This is a genomic window from Plebeiibacterium sediminum, from assembly GCF_026013605.1.
GTDB lineage: Bacteria > Bacteroidota > Bacteroidia > Bacteroidales > Marinilabiliaceae > Saccharicrinis > Saccharicrinis sediminus.
Genome location: NZ_JAPDPJ010000031.1, coordinates 1 through 21,346, shown reverse-complemented (window position 1 = coordinate 21,346; position 21,346 = coordinate 1). Strand labels below are relative to the sequence as shown.

Sequence of the window (21,346 nt, the reverse complement as noted above, 5' to 3'; positions counted from 1 at the left end):
TTTTCATAGTAGAAGACAGCCCCGGTTTACTTTGATTTTTTATTCGCAAGCTAAATAGGTTTTAATATGATCTGAAAAGGCCCTGCCGGTTTCTAATTTAGTAGCGTTAATATCGTCTAAAGTCAGAATGTATTTTCCTCTGAAGTATTTTCGATACTCCTTAACAAAATCCAGATTTACAATTTTGCTTCTTTGTACCTGCATAAAATTATCAGGCAAACGGTCCGATAATTTCTTTAGGCTCTGGTCGGTTAAGTATTTTTTGCCATCGTTAGTAAAAAACTCCACATACTTTTCTGTTGCAGACAAATAGGTAATTTTCTCTGTTTTTATCAGTAAGATTCTATCGCCAATTTTATGAGTTAGTGATTGAAGTTTTTTATGTTCCGATTGATGATTAACTAATTTTAAAAGTTCATCGATCTGTATATTTGCATTGGGGCTTTCTATGTTGCTAAGTTTCTTCATTGTTAATTCCAATCGTTTCTTTTCAACAGGTTTAACAAGATAATCTAATGCCATCGTATTAAAAGCCTTTAGAGCAAATTCCTCGTAAGCAGTACAAAACACAACTTTGGGAATATGAATCAAATCTTCAAGCATGGCAAATCCATTTTTCCCTGGCATTTGAATATCCAGAAAAATTAAATCCGGTTTCAGATTGTTGATCATCTCAGCACCTTCTATTCCGTTTTTTGCTTCTCCAATTATATTTATCTGATCGGAACTTTCTTTTAATAAACGTATCAGGCGCTGACGGGCTATACTCTCGTCGTCAATAATTAAGGTTCTGAAATCGGTCATTTTAAAAGAGTTTTATTAAAATTTGCTTCTCTGGTGAATTTATAAAATGTAATTCGAATTTATCCGGATACAATATCTCCAGTTTATCATATATACTTTGCAATCCAAATCCGGAATCAAGTTCGTTAGGAAACTCAGGTCCGTTATCATGTACAGAAATTTCTAAATAATCTTTATTCTTTTTAACACCTACTTTAATTTCTGCCTTACCAACAAGTTTTGATATACCGTGCTTTATGGCATTTTCTGCAAGAGGTTGGATTAGGAAGCGAGGAATCCTGATGTCTTTTATGGCAGCTGGTAAATCTATTGAATATTCAAGTCGATCATCGAAACGCACCTTTTCAATATCAAGGTATATTTTTACCATTTCAACTTCTTCTTCCAAAGTGGACCAATCTGATTGTTGCTTGTTTATTGAATATCGAAATAACTTGGATAAAGATAAGGCCATATGTTCAGTTTTTTCAGCATCTGTTTTTGCCAATCCAGCTATGGAATTTAATGAGTTGTATAGGAAATGAGGATTAATTTTGGAATGTAGTGCATTTAATTCAGCTTTTGTTTTGAGTTCTCTCAAGTTCGCCAACATCACTTCATTGGCAATCTTATTTTCTTTTTCAGTTAATACAAAAAAACTAACAAATGCTCTTATTACCCCAATAACTACAAATATTACATAAACAATCACTACACCTTTAATCGCATCCTTGGTCGGAGGATCCATTATTACAAATGAAGTAAGTACAGCTGCAGGTATAAACGCTGTAGATATAAAATGCAAGAATACCTTAATGTACTTTTGATGCATTTTTTTATTGACCCAAAGTTCTATAGCACGGAATATATTTACTGCAACCAATCCAATCGCAAGTAATATTGGTAAAGTAGCATAAATTTCAACTTTACTAACAAAACCAAAATAGAGATCATGTAAGTTTTCGGCAATGATGTAATATCCAATGGCTACTAAACTGACCGTTAATAAAGCCAATACAGCCATTACATTAAACTGGAGTAGTTTGTTTTTGATACGTTTACCAACCTTTTTATAAAAGAGAATAATTAAAAAGGTGATCATAAATAAAATTAATACCAGAGGAATAATAAGTGCTGGATAAGCATACTCTCTTAGCCATAAGGGTATTGGATCAAATTGTTCCTTTGCCAAAGGAAGGAGTGTGGCGTATTCTTCACTGTAAACAGTTTTTATAAGAAGGCTATCAAAATCACTGAATGCAGCATTAAAATCAGGTTTGTAAGATGGACTTGAATAAACTTCTGTATTAAAAATACTTTCAGGTCTGGGCGTACTCATTTTGCCATTCCGAAATGAATAATCAGAACTCAAAAACTTTGGGAATAAAGCGAATGCTAATGAATTTGTGATATAATTTTGTCGTGTGCTGTCGTCAATAGATCTTGGGTTAATACCCATACGCATTGAGCTAATGATATAGTTACTAAAATTATAAGACCATCTGGGTTCATCGCCATTGGGAATAGGAAAAATATCGTGATACCTTTTGTTAACAACGCTATCGCTAAAGTAAAATTCAAGAGTGCCAGGTTCATAAGACGTCATACTCAGATGTATGGTTTTGCACATGTTGTTGAATAAGGTTATTGCATTTTCAAACAATAGAGAATCTGAGTCTTGTAGTTTTCCATAAAGTTTAATGGTTATATCACCTTTCCATCGGACACCGGGATTGGAACGTTCCATAATAGTGAGGGCACGCCATGGTTCTTCAGGTAACTTATTTTCACATGTAGCTGTTAAGCAGTGGCTAATTAAGCATAATGTCAGGACTGCGAGTGTTAAGATTTTTTTCATTTGATGTAAAATTAATAGTTTCATGCAGTAAAAGAAGCTCTTAATGCGCTTTGTTAGAAGAATTTTCCGACCAACAGGTTTATGCTTTACTCGAATGGTCCATTATGTTTATGAAAATGTATTTTAATTAAACCATGGGTTAATACTGCGTTGATCAAATCAGGAGTTAATTATTTCATCATAAATAGTATATTTGAAAAATTAATGTGTGTCTGTGATATTCGAATAACCTTATTGTATGTTTCATATTGGAAATGCTTATCAAAGAATTAAAGTAATAACTACAATAGTTGCTGCTATTACTATTTTTTTGCTCGAAGCATACTTTCTATTTACCCACGAGAGCTATTTAGTACGCCAAATTGAGTTGGCAAGTATGATTGTAGTACTTGTGATAATGACATTATATGGGTTTAAAAAGATCAATACAGAAACAGCATTTATATTAATAGCATATGCTGCCTTTATCAATATAGCTGTAACTACGCCTGGAGATATTGCTAATTACGATAATGCTTTTGTTACAGACCTGATTTATCAGTTCATATTACTTTCCTTAATAGGTTTTATCGGTAGCAAATACCATGTGATTTTTGCTGCTGTTGCTATCAACCTTTATTTTTTGTGGTGTATTCTTTATACCAATAATGATTATTTATTAAAAAATTATGCTGCGAATGCTGTAGTTATCATGATTTACTCATTTACAGTTTTTTTAATTAAAGGACTTATTGAAAAAGCTATAGTTGCTCATGATACAATGTTTAAAGAAATTACAGAGCAAAAGGAAGAGCTGGAAACGCAAACACAACATTTAATTGAGGCTAATTCAATTATATTGGAGCAAAAAGAACAGGTTGAAAGAATGAATACAACAAAAGATAAGTTGTTTTCAATTATTGCTCATGATATTATGGAACCCATAAATAATATCCAGGGATTTTCAGAATTACTTCAGGTTAAAGAACTAGATATAACAGAAGAAGAACATGATATATACGTAAAAAAGATCTTTCAGTCTACAATCAACTTATCAGATATGTTGGATCGGATTCTGAATTGGTCAAAATCACAATTGGATTCTTTTACGTTTGATCCTCAGAAGAGTGAATTGTGTTCCGTTTATAAAAGCGTATTAGACTATCATTCCGAACTTTTGAACAATAAAAATATTACTTATAAAGCCACAACATGCGAGCATGTTTGTGTTTGGGCAGATGTTAATATGGTAGAAATTATTTTTCGAAATCTTATTGTAAATGCCATTAAATTCTCACATCAGGGTGGAGTCATCCAAATTAATATTAAAACTCAGGATAATTATGTTATAACAGAAATTGTTGATAATGGAATGGGAATGGATGAACAGACTGTGAAGCGCCTTTTAAATCCTTACGATTATTATACTTCAAAAGGTACCCATAAAGAAAAAGGACATGGACTAGGAATTAAACTGGTAATGGAAATGATAGAACAAAATAAAGGTACATTTAATATCCAAAGTACTGAAGGTGTTGGTTCCGTAATAAGTTTTGGTTTGCCAATTTATCAAGAGTCATAAATAAGTTTAAGCTTATAACAGATATTGAATAGGAGAGAAGGCGTTATTCAAATATCATTTTATATGGCCTTTCTATTGCCTCTTTGATCTGATCAATAGAAAAGTTTCTGCTGAACTGAAAGTATTGTTTTCCCTCAAAATATATTAGAACAGAAGGAACTGTAAAAATTCTGTTTTGAGCTGCAACTTCTGGTGATGAAATCGTATTGCAGTAGATTAATTTAATTTCAGGGAACGTAGAATGAACCAATTGCTCAACCTTAGGCAGTAAGACTTTACAGACCGAACAGTTTTCGTGAGAGAAGTAAAAAATAACAGATCTGTTATTTCTTACCTCCTCCATAAATTCATTATAATTATTTACCGTTTGCATCTTATTAAAACTGACCTGTGCTTAACATTACAAGAGTGCAACCATGCACAACTTCAATATTGTTTTTCTCTGCTAAAAGCTCTAACTCCTTATTTTCAGTTCCCGGATTAAAAATAATTCGTTTGGGTTGCAAAGAAGCTATAATATCAAAGTATTTCGCCTGATGTTTTGGTCCAATATAGAGCGTTACTGTATTGATATCTGCCGTGTCTAATACCTCTGTTTGAATAGGAATTTCATCAACAATGCCAGCCTTGTTACCAACAGCAACAATTGGATGGTTGTTCAGAGCTAGTTTCTTGATCGCCATATTGGAATATCTTTGAGGATTTTCACTGGCTCCTATTACCAAAGTTTTCTTTTTAACCATGACACAATAATTTAATATTTATAGCTTGCAAATATAATAATTCTGTAATTAAACAATAATATGTAGATATCTATATGTTTATTTTTGAATTAAAACTGTTGCGTAAGCTGCAATACCTTTTTGTTCTCCCACAAAACCAAGTTTTTCTGTTGTGGTTGCTTTAATGGCAACATCGTCAATATCTATATCCATCACATTGGCAAGCACCTTCTGCATTTCAGGAATTAAGTCTTTTAGCTTTGGTTTTTCGAGGCAAATAGTGGAGTCAATATTGTTTATTTTATAACCTTTTGTTGCTATGATTTCAACTGTTCTTTTTAATAGGATTTTGCTATCAATGCCTTTAAAATCATTGGATGTATCCGGAAAATGAAAGCCAATATCTCTCATGTTAGCAGCACCCAACAAAGCATCGCAAATAGCATGAATGAGTACATCGCCATCCGAATGACCTATTGATCCTTTTTCAAAAGGAATATGAATACCTCCAATCCACAATTCTTCGTTAAAACCTAGTTGATGTACATCATACCCAAAACCTACTCTTAATTTCATAATTTAACCTTTCAAATTTTAGCAAAAAAAAGTCCTGAACTTGATCAAGTTCAGGACTACAAATATATAAGTTATTAATTAGCGTTTATCTTCTTCCGCCTAGTTCATCAAAATTAAGACCTAAAGTAAAACGAATTGTGTTTGCTAATGGATTATTTGAAGCCATAGTAATAATATAAGATGCATCAATTGTAAGCATATTAAATTTAATACCAGCTCCGGCAGTTGCAAATTTACCATTGCCTAAAGATTCATCTTCATGATAATATCCTGCTCTTAATGCAAACTGATCAGAATAAATATACTCAGCACCTACTGAAATCATTAAATCTTCTACGGCGAAATCTCCAAAAGATTTAAAGAATGAGGCAGGAACAGAAATGTCTTCGTTGTTTTCGTTTTCAGATAGTTTAGCAACCATTTGACGATATACATCAATGGTAAAACCAATCTTATTATATCTGTCTACCTCAGTTGTGTAAGCACCTCCTAAACGCAATCTTGCAGGTAAGAAGTCCTGAGTATTACCATCGTCATAAGAAATTTTTGAACCAATATTTGTGATGTTTAAACCAGCAGCAATATCGCCTCTTCGTCCGCCCCATTTCACATCATTTCTGTAGTAGAAATTTAAATCAGCAGCAAAAGCATTTCCAGGAACGCCTTCTGTTCCACTACCATTGGTAATGTCAGAACGAATATATCTGAAGGCAACAGACCCTGAAATATTGTCGGAAAGCTTTCTTGAGTAAGCTGCATCAATAGCAAACTCATTAGGTTTACCTGTAGAGATAGCAGTACCAGCTTCGTCGGTAAAAGTGATGTTTCCTAAAGAGAAATATCTTAAAGATGCACTTACTGTTTGCATTTTATCAATTCTCTTAAAGTAGGTAAGATAAAGAAGATTGATATCGTTAACCAGGTTTCTTAACCATGGCGTATACGACAATGAAGCTCCCATATCCTGATCAAGAAATGCGTATTTTGCAGAGTTCCAATGCTGAGAGTTTACGTCAGGAGTAGTGGCCACACCGGCATCACCCATAGCACCACCACGCGATTCGGGGGTGATATTTAAGAATGGAGTTGCAGTTGGCATTACAATACTTCTTTCTATTGTGTTTTGAGCTTTAATATTGAACTGTATCATGATTAATGATACAACAACCATAAACTTTAATGATGTTCTATACATAAATTTAATTGTTTTCTTTCTGATATAAACTACAAAGGTAAACTCATAAAAATAAATTTTATTATGGGCTTACAACAATTTTTCCTGAAACTTTACCTTTTCTTCCTGTTTCAGAGTTAATAATAATTTCATAAAGGTACATTCCCGGTCTTAAATCAACGTTCCATTCAACCGGAGGAATTGTATTGAATAAAGATACAACAGATTCATCCATTTGAGAAACTAAATCTCCATTTTTAGAATAGATGTTAATAGTAAGGTTTAATATGGAGTTTGGTTCATCATGTTCAAAATAGAAATATGCTGTTTCTCCTGAGGTTACAGGATTAGGATATACTTTTGAATTTTCGATTACAACAGCGCTTTCGTTATCAGTGTTAATTGAAATACTTGCACTTGAGGAATTGTTGAAAACATCCCATGCTTTAATAGTAATCGTATGAGAACCAGATTCAAGTTGAGGTAGTTGATATGTAATAGTCCCTCGTTGATAATTATTTATTTCAGGATTGTAATAAGAATTTAAGATAATAGGATTACTATTGTTTCCATCTACTACACAGGTAATATCATGACCAATACCATTTCCTGTAGTATTAATGCCACTCTCATCAAACAGATTAATAAACAAAACAGGGGTAGGACCCATTTCTGTTAGGCCTTCCTGGTTTGCAAAAAGTGATATTTCCGGACCTTTTGTATCCTGATCTGCATTGTCACTAAATCCACCTATGGTAATTTCATTAAATGATCCAAAGGCTTCATTGTTATCTTCAGATGAGGCATAATAACTCACTTTTCCATAATCAGAATTGTATCTGATATCTTTGGGTACTATAAACTCACATTCAAACAGACCATTTACCACTTCTGATTTTCCACTAAATACCTTAGTGGTATAATCTTCAAATTGGAAAACGCCCTGATTGGTATTGTTGAGAGTCGATATTAAGGATCTTTTGTCATAGATTGATACGTAAACTTCCCCATTAAAGTCAGGACGGAAATTACCGTTTATATCTGTGATTTCTCCTTTAATAGTATTAAGACTAAGCGCACTTAGTTCATCTATGTCATCATCAACAGAAACGTTGTTTAGAGATAATGTCTTTACAAATTGATGAGGATAGATCAATTTTAAAGCCGGATCACCAAGTAAAGTGAAATTTAGTTTGTTAACACTTGAACCAGAGTTGTGCTTGGTTCTTTTCATAATTTCACCTAGCGTTAATGGTTCCCCATTCTCATCCAATTCAAACACATTATCGTAAAAACTATTGTTTACTTTATAATTTAAGCTTGAATATACAATTCGGGTTGTTGTAAAGAGTGCAATACCTCCACCTAATTCATGAGTAAAAATTAGCTCGCCGGCTGAATTATTTTCGTGATTGTCAAATCTGCTAAATTCGCATGTGGCCGTAACAAAAACAGGTAACTTGTTATAGTTCTGCCATTGCTCAATGCTTTCTATGGTAATTACTCTCTCGTGAGCAAGAGCTTCAGGGCCACCATGACCAGTGTAATTAAATATTAAAGTACCCTCATGAATAGCTTCCTCTATTTTTTCTTCAACGTCAGGGAATTTTGCATTTGTTGAAGATTGAATCTTTTCATACGCATCAAAATATACTTTGTTGATATTAAATTGCGGATATAATGAATTAACTTTTTCAGCTAATTTGTTGGCATCATCCATGTGTATATTACTGTCTCCATCGTCACCGACAAATGTTACTTTACTTTTCCATGAATCTAAAGCCTGATTATAAAGGTATCTGTAAGTTTTATCCACAGCATTTTTTGCTTCAGTTAATGTGTTAACCGGGAAACGACCAATACCTATGTCAATCTTTTCTGAAGTAATAGAACTTCCTTCGTCATCATCCAATAAACCAAAATAATCATCACTTACATATGAATTGGTCTGATGAATAGAGTTGTCAGATTCATAAGTAATAATCTTACCAAAATCAGAACCTGGTCTGTTATCATAAGAACCATCTCCAAAAAGCAATAAATTTTTAGGCTTAAGATTTTCATCATCCCCGGCTCTGTCGTAAAACATTTTTGCAAAACTTCTGATGGCTGTAACATCCGGTTTTCCTGAAGAGAATTCGTTGTAAATCTGGTTCGTTGTAACAACGGTGTATGTTAATCCATTATATTCCTGATGGATTTTTCCTAATCGTTCTGCTTCATTTATAAAATCAGGGTGACAAACAATTAGATAATCTACATTTTCAAGTCCGTGCAAATTCTGATTGTCAACATCTCCAACCAGAGTAGGTGTTGGAAAGGAACCTGATGGATTAAATGCTACAAACTCCTTTGCCTCTTTGGTGATATAGTTAAAAGTTAAACTGTTATTGTTTATTTCAGTTGTAATGTTAGACGGTTTAAGAGGATTTGTAACATCCCAAACTATCAAAGAGCCAGATACGTCTTCAATGTTAAATTTCAAATGTTCCTCAAACTGATTAGGATTAGCATATCTGAAGCGAAGCTCATCGGCTTCAAATTTTAAATTACGTACGGCATTTATTGTAATGTAATCCAAATAACCAATAGAGTTGGTTGTTTGAGCTTCATATTTTAAAGCAATACTAACATCGTCATTGCCAGGTGTAAAACTGGTACTAATAATACCTTCGCGAGCAAAATAGCTCAGGTGGTCAGACGTATTCACACTTGAAATAATTCTGCTACCTATTTCAGCATTGTTGTATAATGCTTTAAAAGTGGCATTGTTACCTGATTTACTTGCTAATGCTATGTATACTTGAGCGTTGATGCTAGGGTCGATATTAGAAAATGAAAAAGAAAAATCCTGAGTAGGGGCGTCATAATATTCAAACTTTTCACCAAACCATTTATTACCGGAGCCAAATAAATTGATATTGTTCTCTTCATGATAATCATAATCTACGAAGTTGTTTATTTCCGTATCATAAGAATTGGTTTGTAATGAAGAATTTTCAATTGTTTCTGAGCCAACTGACTTTTCGCTAATAAAATAATAGGAATAATTACTAAAAGGATGTTTTGTATGTGTATACATTCTTCTGGTATAGTCGTATTTCCATACAACTGGACCTTCGGCGAAAAAATAAACAGCATTATTGTAATGCCAAATGGCATTTTCTACTAAATCATCTTCACGGTATTCATTATTCTTTTGAGGGATCAGTTTACCTCCATTTCCATATATACCAACATTTTGAGGATTGGAAATTCCCCATTGTTCTAATTGGTTATAGGTAATTTTATAAATACCTGTTTTATCAACTCTGATCTTTTTCCAATTTCCACTACTCAAAACAGAATTGATGGCATACTGACTTGTTGTTGATGCAGCTTTTAATGTAGTTTTATTGTTTAATCGATATTCAATATTAATATTAAAGGAGACTAATTTTTGAAAAGATGAGGCTGTCTTCTCTTTCTTAAGCGGAATAATATTTACATCTGTATAAAACTGATTGCCTGAATGTGAAATGTTATGATGTATGATTACACTATCTGAAATAGGTGAATCTTTGTAATGAGCATGTTCTTCTGGTAAAGGCCATATAAACTTTACATCAGTCAGGTAAATTTTAATAGTCTGAATGTCTGCGTTTAATGGAAGAGGGAAGCTTTCAAAATATGAAGGCAGATTTGATTCTTCATCAAAGCCATCCATACCAGTAAAATTAAACATGAGATTGTCATTTTCTCCATCAGAGATTTTAAAAGGAGTATCCCATTCAATTTTACGATTGAATGATAACTTTTCCTGTCCCAGAAGATTTATTGAAAAAAGAAGCAGACATCCCCACAGCCCTAACTTATATATATTCATTGTCATTATAATTTACCAACACACTTATTAAACGTATTTTGTGCCAAACTTGTTTTAAGTTCACAAAAATAAAAAAACACGAAATATAAAACTTATTAATACCAAATCAAGTTTTTAAACGTTAGTAAAGAAACATTATTGTAAAAAATGAGTTATTTTAAACGGGTTATTTTCAAATAAAACACAAAAAAACTTTAAAGAATAATTTTTTGATTATAACCTTTTTCTATTTTTGCAGTATAAGGCTCAAGATGCATTATTAAATAATGTGTTTTTTAAAACCTTGAAATAAGAAAACTTTAAGATTATATTTCGCTATGAAGCTTAAAACTAGATTTTATTACATTGCACTTGCATTAAGCTTGTTTACCATAACATCTTGTAGTAAAGGTGGTTCTGGTAATGTTTCATCAGTAACAGGTTGGGAGTATAATACTCCGGACAATGGTGGATTTGAATATTATGCAGGATACGAGCAAAATGTTGGTCCCGGTTTACGTTTTGTTGAAGGTGGTACCTTTATCATGGGTAGAGTGGAACAAGATGTTCTATACGATTGGAATAATGTTCCAAGAAGAGTAACCGTTCCTTCATTTTACATGGATGAAACTGAGGTTAGAAACGTTGACTACAGAGAATATTTATATTGGATAAACAGAGTATTTATTGATTACCCTGAGGTATACAAAAAAGCGCTTCCTGATACATTGGTATGGCGTAGTCCTCTAGGTTACAATGAACCTTATGTAGAAAATTATCTTCGTCATACTGCTTATAGTGAATATCCAGTAGTAGGAGTTAACTGGTTACAAGCTTCAGATTTTTGTCAGTGGAGAACAGACCGTGTTAACGAAAAGATATTGATTGATTTAGGTGTCCTTGAGATGGATGTTAATCAACAAGGAGAAAATAACTTTAATACAGAGGCTTATTTATTAGGACAATATGATGGTATTGCAGGTAAAAAACCAATGCCGGATTTAGATCCAAACAAAGATAGTCGTAGAGTACGTTGGGAAGATGGTATTTTATTACCACGTTATCGCCTCCCAACTGAAGCTGAATGGGAATATGCAGCTTTAGGTTTAATCGGAAACTCTCAGGAAGAAAGATTAACAAACAGAAGAATCTATCCTTGGGATGGTCATATTACCAGAAACGCAGATCAAAAAGAGCGTGGAAAAATGATGGCCAACTTTGTTAGAAGCCGAGGTGACTATATGGGTATGGCTGGAGACTTAAACGATGGTGGTGATATCACTGTAGATGTTCATTCATATTATCCAAATGACTACGGTTTATACTGTATGGCTGGTAATGTTAATGAGTGGGTTGCTGATGTTTATCGTCCACTTTCTTTTGATGAAGTAGATGAGTTTAGCCCATTCCGTGGTAACGAGTTTAAAACTAAAGTTCTTGATGAAGAAGGTTATGTTGTTGAGAAAGATAGTTTAGGTAGAATCAGATATCGTTCAGAAACTGATAAAGATATCTTAGATAGAAAGAACTACCGTACTTCAGATAACAGAAACTTTGCAGATGGTGACGCTGGTTCAAATATTAATCCTGCCAGTGAATGGTTGGATAACGAGCAAGATACTAAAGATATGTACGGTGCTCATACAGGAACTATGGGATCACTTATCTCAGATAGAACTCGTGTTTACAAAGGAGGTTCTTGGAGAGACAGAGCATATTGGTTAAGTCCTGGTACTCGCAGATATTTAGATGAGCGTGAATCAAGAGATGATTTAGGATTTAGATGTGCAATGACTCGTGTAGGAAGTCCGATTCAAGGAAAATAATAGCGAATTATTAAATATTTTCAAGAAGGCTAACTTTTTAAGTTAGCCTTTTTTTATTTTTGTTTCATGATGAATGAATCAAGTATATAAGAATTCACCTTTTATATTAAGCATAGCATTAACAGGTGAGTTCAAGCATATCTTTGAAAAATAAATTTTAGGCAGATGCATATTTCAGATATATATAGTTTATTCCTGAATTCAACAGGAGTTTGTACAGATACGCGTTCTATTAGTAAGAATAGCCTATTTTTTGCATTAAAGGGAGCAAATTTTAATGGAAATACATTTGCCCGCCAGGCCATAGAGCAAGGAGCATCATATGCTATTGTTGATGAAATAGAGGGGGATAAGAGTGATAAAATAATAGTTGTTGATGATGTGCTTAAAACGCTTCAGAAATTGGCTCATTACCATCGAAAACAATTAAATATACCTATTTTAGGGATAACCGGTACAAACGGGAAAACAACTACAAAAGAACTTATAAAAGCCGTTTTAGAAACAACTCATAAAGTATTTGCAACCCAGGGGAATTTGAATAATCATATTGGGGTTCCTCTAACCCTGCTGTCAATGGATGAAAATACTGAGATTGGCATTGTGGAAATGGGAGCTAACCATCCGGGTGAGATTGAATTTTTATGTAATATAGCTGATCCTGATTATGGTATCATTACCAATGTAGGAAAAGCTCATTTAGAGGGTTTTGGTTCTTTTGATGGTGTTAAACGTACCAAATCTGAACTATACAGGCATATAGAAGCTAAGCGAGGTGGTTTGTTTGTTAACTCTGATAATCTGCATTTAAAAGAGATGTTAAAAACCGGTGCTACTTTATATACTTACGGCAGAGAAAGTTTTAATAAAGTAGTTTTGTGCGAACTGTTTCAAAGTGATTTTTTAGCTTTCGCTTGTAGTATTAATTGCAGCGAACTTGAAATAAATACCAATTTGGTTGGGAATTATAATGTTGAAAATGTTTTGGCAGCAATAACCATTGGTTCTTTTTTTAAGGTTACCAGAGGAAATATAGCTAAGGCACTGGCAAATTATAAACCAACAAACAACAGGTCGCAGTTGGAAATTACCTCAAAAAATAAGGTGTTGTTTGATGCATATAATGCAAATCCAAGTAGTATGGAGGTAGCTTTAAGAAACTTTATTTCAATGGCCGGAGATAAAAAAGTGGTCATTTTAGGTGAAATGAAGGAGTTGGGGGAGGATAGTGTAAAGGAACATAAAAAACTGGTTAATTTTTTACATCATAAGCAATTGAAAGTTATTTTGGTTGGTGAGAGTTATAAAGAATTAATTGATGGTACACCATTTACATATTTGGCAAATGTGGATGAGCTTAGTGAATTTTTAACTCAGAAGCCACTTTTGAAATCATTTATTTTGGTTAAAGGTTCAAGAAGTAATCGTTTAGAGAAGATTAAAGAATTGCTGTGATTATTTTTAATCCAGTTTATTCAATTCCGCAAGGTCTGAAAATTGATGCTTTTTATGCATGAAAAACTGTGCTACAATTGAATGGGGATATATTTCTTTATGATTGTAGATTGTAGCAAGTTTTTGGTTCTCTTTTCGCTTGTGATACATTATCCTGAAATTGCTGTAAAATACAAAGTGGGCCATTAGTACAGAATAAAAGTTTCTGAATTCACCGGAAATAAGAAATTTAGCAGCAGCAATACCATCTAACAATAAACGCTGAAGTAATTTTATAAATAATTGATTAGGAGACAGGTTTTTTGTAAGTAAATATAAGTTGTTTCTAAAGTTTAAATATACTTTTCTTGGATTGTTGTAATCAAGCGTGGCTCCTCCTAAATGGAAGACTTCACTGTTTGCTACATAGCGAATATTCCATCCACGGTTTTTTAATCGCCAGCATAAATCAATCTCTTCCATATGAGCAAAGAAGTCTTCATCTAAACCTCCGAGGTTAAAATAAAGCTCTTTTCTAATCATCATGGCCGCACCGCTGGCCCAAAAAATATCTGCAGATTGATTGTATTGTCCATTGTCCTCTTCTACTTCATTGAAGATTCTTCCTTTGCAAAAAGGATATCCATATCTGTCAATATAACCTCCGGCAGCACCTGCATACTCAAATAATTCAGGTTTACGATAGCTTTTTATCTTGGGTACACAAACTGCGGTTTGAGGATTTTCATCCATTTCTTTTATTAATGGCTCTATCCAGTTTTTGGCAGGGGCAACATCAGAATTTAAAAGAACCAGATAGTCTGCATCAACTTGTTTTAATGCTCTGTTATAACCACCTGTAAAACCATAGTTTTTATCCAGAACTATGGTTTTTACCGTAGGGAAATCTCTTTTTATGAGTTGGAGTGACTGATCTGAAGATGCATTATCAGCTACAATTACTTCTACTCCCGGATAAGCTGAGTTTTCAACTACCTGAGGAAGGAATTTTTGCAGGAGTTTTTCTCCATTCCAGTTTAATATTACAATGGCTGTTTTGGACATTATTTCACTTTAAAATTAGGATCAGAGTGTTTCCAACGATTGTGTGTCCAAAGCCAGTATTCAGGTTTTTCCTTGATGATATTTTCCAAGTGCTTCACATGTGTTTTAGTTATTTCATATTCCTTGCACTCTTTAGGATTTTCGATTAATGGTTCCACAACAATGCAGTAATGTCCTCTTTTAATCTTATCAAACCTTAAAAAAACAATCGGGTCGTTGGTTTTTGCAGGCATTTTTTCTCCACCTAAATGAACTGGAGTCATCTGGTTTAAAAACATGGTTTGGTATTGTATTTTTGATTTGCTGGGAGATTGGTCAGCTAATAAACCAAGAAGAAATCGTGTTCCTTCTTTTTTCATTTGAATTACTGATCTGAATGAAGTTTTCATAGGGAAGTTATAGGATCCCCATCTAGACCTCAGTTTAAGCATAAACTCATCGTAAGGTTTGCTTTTTAAAGGATGATAAATTGCACATCCATGGAGTTTAACGAATAAATTGATGGAAGGAACCCATTCCCATGTGCCATAGTGAGCCATGATGGCGTAAACGTCTTTCCCTTCATCGTAATATTTGTCGAGCAACTCACCGTTTTTAACGCTTATTCTTTTTCGAATTTGCTTTTCACTTATTCTGTAAAGCTTAAAGGTTTCAAAAAACGCATCGCAAAAATTATGATAGAACTTGTGGGCAATATCTTTTATTTCCTGATCTGATTTTTCAGGGAAGGCATTACGAAGGTTTTTGTATACCAGCTTTTTTCGATATCCGATTGCTAATACGATATAATAAAACAGATCTGATAAAAGATATAGAAACCAGAAAGGTAAGAAGCCTAACTGTTTAATAAAAAACAGACCAATTTTTGTACCTATGTTATTCATCTATTAATTTGCTTGTTAAATAAGACAGAGATCTTAATGTGTTTAAGAATTTGTGTCTTGTAGCCTGAAATATTTGTGTGAAGGTTTGACAGATTTATTCATTCATGAGTGAGGTAACAACATCTTTAAATTCATCAAACATTAACGAATTGCCGGAAATAATACCACGTCCGTAAATATAATCATCACCACCCTTTAAATCGCAGTTTTTTCCACCGGCTTGTTGAACAATAAAAGCACCGGCTGCCACATCGTAAGGTTTTAAATCATACTCGTAAAAACCATCGAATCTGCCGCAGGCAACATAGGCTAAGTCTGTTGCTGCAGAACCTAATCTGCGCAAACCATGAGAATTTCTCATGAAATAATCCATGGTTTTATTGAACCCTTCAATCTTACTAAAGTTTGAATAAGGAAATCCTGTTGCAATTAAACTATCACTAATGGTAGGTGCTTCAGAAGTTACAATTTCCTTGCCGTTTAAATAGGCAGGAGCGCCTTTCCAACTATAAAAGCACTCGTTTAAACCTAACTCGTAAACCACACCCAGAACCATCTCTTTTTTGTATTCCAGCGCAATACTAATGGCAAAAGGAGAGAGTCCATGAATAAAATTAGTGGTACCATCAATAGGATCAACAATCCAGTTGTATTCTTCTCCAACCTTTTCAGAAGTTCCTTCTTCGGCAACAAAACCTGCTTCAGGAAGCATTTCAGACAAACCTTTCACTAAGCGCTCTTCGCTGCCTTTGTCAATGTGAGTAACAAAATCGTTTTTTCCTTTAGCTTCTATTCTCTTGCTTTTAGATGATTCTTCAAGAATATATTTTCCTGTGCTTTTAGCCAGGTCGATTACTGATTGACAAAGGGTTGAAAGATCCATATTAGTAATAGTTTAAATTCTAGTTTATTATAGTTGCATCAAAAACAAATTCATCTGCAATAAATGCATTTAATTTTACTGAATGAATTTGATTTTTTAATTCTTCACGATAAGGAACTCTTACTTTTAAATAGTTTTCGGTATAACCATTCATAAAGCCATTGTTGTTACTACCTTCAAAAAGAACCTTACCTTCAGTACCTTCAAATTTTGAATAAAAGAATCTGGTCTTTTTATCGGATACTTCATGTAAGATCTGGCTTCGGGTTTTGCGATCATTAACAGGAACAATATGCTCAATAGTAAGCGCTTTGGTGTTTGGACGTTCAGAATATGTAAACACATGCAGTTGTGAAATATCCTGCTCCTTAATAAAGTTCATGGCATCGTTAAAATGCTCTTCTGTTTCTCCACGAACACCAACAATAACATCAACACCAATAAAAGCATGTGGCATTAATGATTTAATTGTTTTTATTCTGTCAGCAAATAGTTCACGAGTGTACTTTCTTTTCATTAGAGCCAAAACCTTGTTTGATCCTGATTGAAGGGGTATATGAAAATGCGGCATAATTTTTTCAGATTTTGCAACAAAATCAATAATCTCATTGGTTAAAAGATTGGGCTCTATACTTGATATTCTGTATCTTTTAACACCTTCTACTTTTTCAAGCTCCTTAATTAAATCAAAAAAAGTTTCGTTTGTACTCTTTCCAAAATCACCAATGTTAACTCCAGTAAGAATAATTTCCTGGGCACCCTCGGCTACAGCTTTCTTAGCTAATTCAACAGTAGTTTTTACATCGGCATTTCTACTCTTTCCTCTGGCTAATGGAATCGTACAATACGAACAGAAATAATCACAACCATCCTGAACTTTAAGGAAAGTTCGTGTTCTGTCTCCAATGGAATAGGAAGGAAAAAACTCCTTGTTGGTAGTTATTTTTCCTGCATGAATTTCTCCGGAAGCTTTCTTTTGTAGATCTCCCAGGTAATCGGACATTCTGAATTTTTCGTTTGAACCTAAAACCAAATCAACACCTGGCATTTCAGATATTGTTTTGGGTTTAAGCTGTGCAAAACAACCTGTAACCACAACAAAGGCATTTGGATTTTGCTTTATTGCCTTTTTTATGGCCTGGCGACATTTTTTATCTGCAATTTCTGTAACAGAACAAGTGTTAATTACATAAACATCTGCAAAGTCATCGTATTTAACCTTTATAAATCCTTCACTAATCAAAGACCTTGCAATAGTGGATGTTTCACTAAAATTTAATTTACACCCCAGTGTATGAAAGGCCACCTTCTTCTCTAAAAACAATGATTTATCGATCATTTCTCCTCTAATAAATTTTAAAATAAATGTCGGGGTAATTCGTCTTGTTTGTTTGTCTTGCAAAAAGCGCTCAAAGATAGTTAAAAGAGTTTAACCCTAAAAAGAAAAGGGTTGAAATGCCTTATTCCAACCCTCTATTTAAGATTATTTAAATAGTTCTATAACAAATCACTTGCAAGTTCAGCTAAATAGCTTCGTTCTCCTTTAACCAGATTTACATGTGCAAATACATCCTGACCCTTCATTTTTTCAGTCAGATAAGCCAGTCCGTTGGATGTTTTATCCAAATAAGGTGAATCAATTTGCTCTATATCACCTGTAAAGATAATTTTTGTTCCGTCACCGGCTCTGGTGATGATGGTTTTTACTTCGTGAGGAGTAAGGTTCTGAGCTTCGTCAACAATGAAATACACATCCGACAAACTTCGTCCTCTGATATATGCCAGTGGTGTTATAATGAGCATACCATCTCTTTGCATTTCCTCAATTAAAATGTTCTCGCGACTTTTGTTTCCATGGCTGCCTTTAATAACCGTTAAATTATCAAACAAAGGTTGCATGTACGGACCAATCTTATCGTTAACATCGCCAGGAAGAAAACCTAAATCACGATTAGATAAAGGAACTATAGGCCGGGCTAATAATATCTGTTTAAAACTTTTGTTTTGTTGAAGGGCTGCTGCAAGGGCTAATAATGTTTTACCGGTACCTGCTTTTCCTGTTAAAGAAACCAATTTGATTTCGGGATTTGTTAAGGCATCCAATGAAAAAGTTTGTTCTGCATTACGGGGGTCAATACCAAAGCAACTGTGTTTTTCAACTCTAACAATCATTTCCTGAAACGGATCATATTTTGCCAATACACTTTGATTTGCATTTCGTAAAACAAAATATTGATTTGCAGGCATATCCTGTATCGGAAAATCATTTTTAGCAATACCGTTGGAATTGTAAAGCTTATCTATGGTTCCGGCATCAAACTCTTCATAAATACGAACGCCTTTTTCAAGAACATCAATGTTTTTTACTTTATCAGTTTCATAGTCTTCACTGTTTAAACCTAAGGACTTGGCTTTCATTCTGAGGTTAATGTCCTTGGTAACCAGAGTAACAATTCTTGTTTTAAACTCTTCTTTAATATGAAGTGCGATGGCAAGTATTCTGTGGTCAGGAGATTTTTCAAAAAAAGAATCCTGCATTGTTTGCGTAAAAGGTTTACCTGTAGCAACAAATAATTTTCCATGTTTATTACCAAGAGAAACACCTTCTTTAAATAATTGCTCCCCTGAAATATTATTTAAATCGCGAACAAATTCTCTGGCCTGATAGTTAATCTGGTCATTACCTTTTTTAAATTTATCTAATTCTTCGAGTACAACAATTGGTAAAATCACATCGTTATTTTCGAAGTTGTATATACATTTGTGATCGTGTAAAATCACGTTAGTATCTAAAATAAAGATCTTACGTTTTTTAGGCATACTCAGAGGTTTTTAGTTCAACATTCTTAAAGTTATTTATTTTTAAATAAAAAACTTAGTGTTTGACTAATATTATGTAAAAAATTAAAGTGAACAGAATATGACATATCAAGAGGTTTTAGAGTTTATGTTTTCGCAACTTCCAATGTATCAGCGATCAGGTAAAGCTGCCTATAAAGCTAACCTGGATAATACGCTAAAACTTGATGAGTATTTTAACCATCCCCACCAAAAATTTAAAACCATTCATGTGGCAGGAACCAATGGAAAAGGTTCTGTTTCGCATTCACTGGCTTCAGTTTTACACACAGCAGGCTATAAAGTAGGATTGTATACTTCGCCTCATTTAAAAGATTTCAGAGAGCGGATAAAAATTAATGGAACATGTATTCCGGAGCCGGATGTTATTGCTTTTATTTCAGAAAATCAAAAGATGATAGAAGATGTTAAGCCATCTTTTTTTGAAATGACTGTAGCTATGGCATTTGATTATTTTGCTAAAAGTAATGTTGATATAGCTGTGATAGAAGTTGGATTAGGAGGGAGGTTGGATTCAACAAATATTATACTTCCGGAATGTTCGGTTATTACAAATATAGGCCTGGATCATATTGCTTTGTTAGGTAATACAATAGATTTAATTGCCAGAGAAAAAGCTGGAATTATCAAGGCGGGAGTGCATGTCGTAATTGGTGAACATAATGATGTAACCAAACCCATATTTGAAAGTGTTGCGATAAACAATAATGCACCCATTTATTTTGCTTCGGATGAGTTTGATATTCCTGTTGCAATGAGAAGTGTTGATAACAAACAGGTTTTTCAGGTTTATAAAAACGATCAGTGTGTATATGAAAATTTGCAGTTGGATTTGTTGGGTATTTATCAAAAAAAGAACTTAAAAACGATTCTTCAAACCATTGAAGTGTTGAAAGAAAAGAAATTTGCAATTTCAAAGGATGATATTTTTAAAGGGCTGAAAAATGTAGTAAAAAATACTGGATTACTGGGTAGATGGCAGATTTTGGGAGCAAATCCGGCAATAATTTGTGATACGGGACATAATGAAGATGGAGTAAAAGAAATTGTAGCGCAATTAAGCAATACTGCATTCAAAAAACTACATATTATTTGGGGTATGGTAAACGATAAGGATATTAATTCAGTATTAGCATTGCTGCCAAAAAATGCACAATACTATTTTGTGAAGCCAAATATTCCTCGAGGGCTCGAAGCAAAAGAACTAAAAAAGGTAGCCGAAAAATATGGATTATCGGGAAATGATTACATAGATATATCTGAAGCCATAAAAAAATCAAAAAAAAATGCATCGTCTAATGATTTGATATTCATAGGTGGAAGCACCTTTGTTGTAGCTGATGTTGTATAATTTTTTCAAAAAAAATTTGCAAATACAAAAAAGACCTGTACATTTGCATCGCTTTTGAAAACAGAAGTAACACTAACAAAGGTTAGCCGTTAAGTTTTCGTTAAAAGTAGTTTTGTGGGGCGGTTAGCTCAGTTGGTTCAGAGCACTTGGTTTACACCCAAGGGGTCGGGGGTTCGACTCCCTCACCGCCCACTTTAAAGGAACACCGATATATATCGGGCGATTAGCTCAGTTGGTTCAGAGCACTTGGTTTACACCCAAGGGGTCGGGGGTTCGACTCCCTCATCGCCCACTTTAAAGGAAAACAAATATATATCGGGCGATTAGCTCAGTTGGTTCAGAGCACTTGGTTTACACCCAAGGGGTCGGGGGTTCGACTCCCTCATCGCCCACTCAACCTTACAAAAGTAGTGAGGTTTTTTTTTGAAAGAATGCGAAAGTAGCTCAGTTGGTAGAGCACGACCTTGCCAAGGTCGGGGTCGCGGGTTCGAGCCCCGTCTTTCGCTCCAAGGATGCTCGAGTGGTG

General features: G+C 33.9%; 16 protein-coding genes and 4 tRNA genes. 8 read left to right on the top strand and 12 right to left on the bottom strand.

The window, feature by feature from the left end; translation table 11 throughout:
* Positions 1-39: 39 nt before the first annotated feature.
* Both OM075_RS13630 and OM075_RS13625 read right to left on the bottom strand, forming a co-directional pair.
* On the bottom strand, positions 40-804 hold the full coding sequence (locus OM075_RS13630) for a LytR/AlgR family response regulator transcription factor (protein ID WP_301191076.1): 765 nt from the start codon (positions 802-804) through the stop codon (positions 40-42).
* Between the two features lies 1 nt (position 805).
* Complete coding sequence (locus OM075_RS13625; RefSeq protein ID WP_301191075.1) at positions 806-2,641, bottom strand: sensor histidine kinase; 1,836 nt, start codon at positions 2,639-2,641, stop codon at positions 806-808.
* 238 nt (positions 2,642-2,879) lie between these two features.
* On the opposite strand from OM075_RS13625, the gene OM075_RS13620 reads away from it, so the two are divergent.
* The gene (locus OM075_RS13620) at positions 2,880-4,202 is read left to right on the top strand and encodes a sensor histidine kinase (RefSeq protein ID WP_301191074.1); all 1,323 of its coding nucleotides are present in this window, start codon (positions 2,880-2,882) and stop codon (positions 4,200-4,202) included.
* Positions 4,203-4,245: 43 nt separating this feature from the next.
* Here OM075_RS13620 and OM075_RS13615 read toward each other — a convergent pair whose 3' ends face one another.
* From OM075_RS13615 to porU, 5 genes are all read right to left on the bottom strand, one after another.
* The gene (locus tag OM075_RS13615) at positions 4,246-4,575 is read right to left on the bottom strand and encodes a thioredoxin family protein (RefSeq protein WP_301191073.1); all 330 of its coding nucleotides are present in this window, start codon (positions 4,573-4,575) and stop codon (positions 4,246-4,248) included.
* Between the two features lie 4 nt (positions 4,576-4,579).
* The gene (locus OM075_RS13610; RefSeq protein ID WP_301191072.1) at positions 4,580-4,945 is read right to left on the bottom strand and encodes a CoA-binding protein; all 366 of its coding nucleotides are present in this window, start codon (positions 4,943-4,945) and stop codon (positions 4,580-4,582) included.
* Between the two features lie 78 nt (positions 4,946-5,023).
* On the bottom strand, positions 5,024-5,500 hold the full coding sequence (gene ispF / locus OM075_RS13605; RefSeq protein WP_301191071.1) for a 2-C-methyl-D-erythritol 2,4-cyclodiphosphate synthase: 477 nt from the start codon (positions 5,498-5,500) through the stop codon (positions 5,024-5,026).
* A gap of 85 nt (positions 5,501-5,585) precedes the next feature.
* Positions 5,586-6,695, bottom strand: a complete 1,110-nt coding sequence (gene porV, locus OM075_RS13600; RefSeq protein ID WP_301191070.1) for a type IX secretion system outer membrane channel protein PorV — start codon at positions 6,693-6,695, stop codon at positions 5,586-5,588.
* 61 nt (positions 6,696-6,756) lie between these two features.
* Positions 6,757-10,539: a type IX secretion system sortase PorU gene (porU, locus tag OM075_RS13595; RefSeq protein ID WP_301191069.1), complete on the bottom strand. Its 3,783-nt coding sequence runs from the start codon at positions 10,537-10,539 to the stop codon at positions 6,757-6,759.
* Positions 10,540-10,856: 317 nt separating this feature from the next.
* Between porU and gldJ the strand changes: the two genes are divergently transcribed.
* Positions 10,857-12,344 (top strand): gliding motility lipoprotein GldJ, encoded by a 1,488-nt coding sequence (gene gldJ, locus OM075_RS13590; protein WP_301191068.1) that lies wholly within the window; start codon positions 10,857-10,859, stop codon positions 12,342-12,344.
* 165 nt (positions 12,345-12,509) lie between these two features.
* On the top strand, positions 12,510-13,799 hold the full coding sequence (locus OM075_RS13585; protein WP_301191067.1) for a UDP-N-acetylmuramoyl-tripeptide--D-alanyl-D-alanine ligase: 1,290 nt from the start codon (positions 12,510-12,512) through the stop codon (positions 13,797-13,799).
* A 6-nt stretch (positions 13,800-13,805) separates the two neighbouring features.
* On the opposite strand, the gene OM075_RS13580 is transcribed toward OM075_RS13585, so the two are convergent.
* The 5 genes from OM075_RS13580 to OM075_RS13560 all read right to left on the bottom strand — a co-directional run bounded on the left by OM075_RS13580 (position 13,806) and on the right by OM075_RS13560 (position 19,430).
* Complete coding sequence (locus tag OM075_RS13580) at positions 13,806-14,843, bottom strand: glycosyltransferase family 2 protein (RefSeq protein WP_301191066.1); 1,038 nt, start codon at positions 14,841-14,843, stop codon at positions 13,806-13,808.
* Complete coding sequence (locus tag OM075_RS13575) at positions 14,843-15,727, bottom strand: lysophospholipid acyltransferase family protein (RefSeq protein WP_301191065.1); 885 nt, start codon at positions 15,725-15,727, stop codon at positions 14,843-14,845. The genes OM075_RS13580 and OM075_RS13575 overlap by 1 nt, the downstream gene beginning before the upstream one ends.
* Before the next feature lie 94 nt (positions 15,728-15,821).
* The gene (locus OM075_RS13570) at positions 15,822-16,610 is read right to left on the bottom strand and encodes an inositol monophosphatase family protein (RefSeq protein ID WP_301191064.1); all 789 of its coding nucleotides are present in this window, start codon (positions 16,608-16,610) and stop codon (positions 15,822-15,824) included.
* A 19-nt stretch (positions 16,611-16,629) separates the two neighbouring features.
* Positions 16,630-17,949, bottom strand: a complete 1,320-nt coding sequence (gene mtaB / locus OM075_RS13565; protein WP_301191063.1) for a tRNA (N(6)-L-threonylcarbamoyladenosine(37)-C(2))-methylthiotransferase MtaB — start codon at positions 17,947-17,949, stop codon at positions 16,630-16,632.
* A gap of 158 nt (positions 17,950-18,107) precedes the next feature.
* The gene (locus OM075_RS13560; RefSeq protein WP_301191062.1) at positions 18,108-19,430 is read right to left on the bottom strand and encodes a PhoH family protein; all 1,323 of its coding nucleotides are present in this window, start codon (positions 19,428-19,430) and stop codon (positions 18,108-18,110) included.
* 100 nt (positions 19,431-19,530) lie between these two features.
* Here OM075_RS13560 and OM075_RS13555 point away from each other — a divergent pair, with 100 nt between their 5' ends.
* From OM075_RS13555 to OM075_RS13535, 5 genes are all read left to right on the top strand, one after another.
* The gene (locus OM075_RS13555) at positions 19,531-20,820 is read left to right on the top strand and encodes a bifunctional folylpolyglutamate synthase/dihydrofolate synthase (RefSeq protein WP_301191061.1); all 1,290 of its coding nucleotides are present in this window, start codon (positions 19,531-19,533) and stop codon (positions 20,818-20,820) included.
* Positions 20,821-20,937: 117 nt separating this feature from the next.
* Positions 20,938-21,012, top strand: a tRNA-Val gene (locus tag OM075_RS13550).
* Positions 21,013-21,037: 25 nt separating this feature from the next.
* A tRNA-Val gene (locus OM075_RS13545) sits at positions 21,038-21,112 on the top strand.
* 25 nt (positions 21,113-21,137) lie between these two features.
* Positions 21,138-21,212, top strand: a tRNA-Val gene (locus OM075_RS13540).
* Between the two features lie 41 nt (positions 21,213-21,253).
* A tRNA-Gly gene (locus tag OM075_RS13535) sits at positions 21,254-21,329 on the top strand.
* The last annotated feature ends 17 nt before the right edge of the window (positions 21,330-21,346 follow it).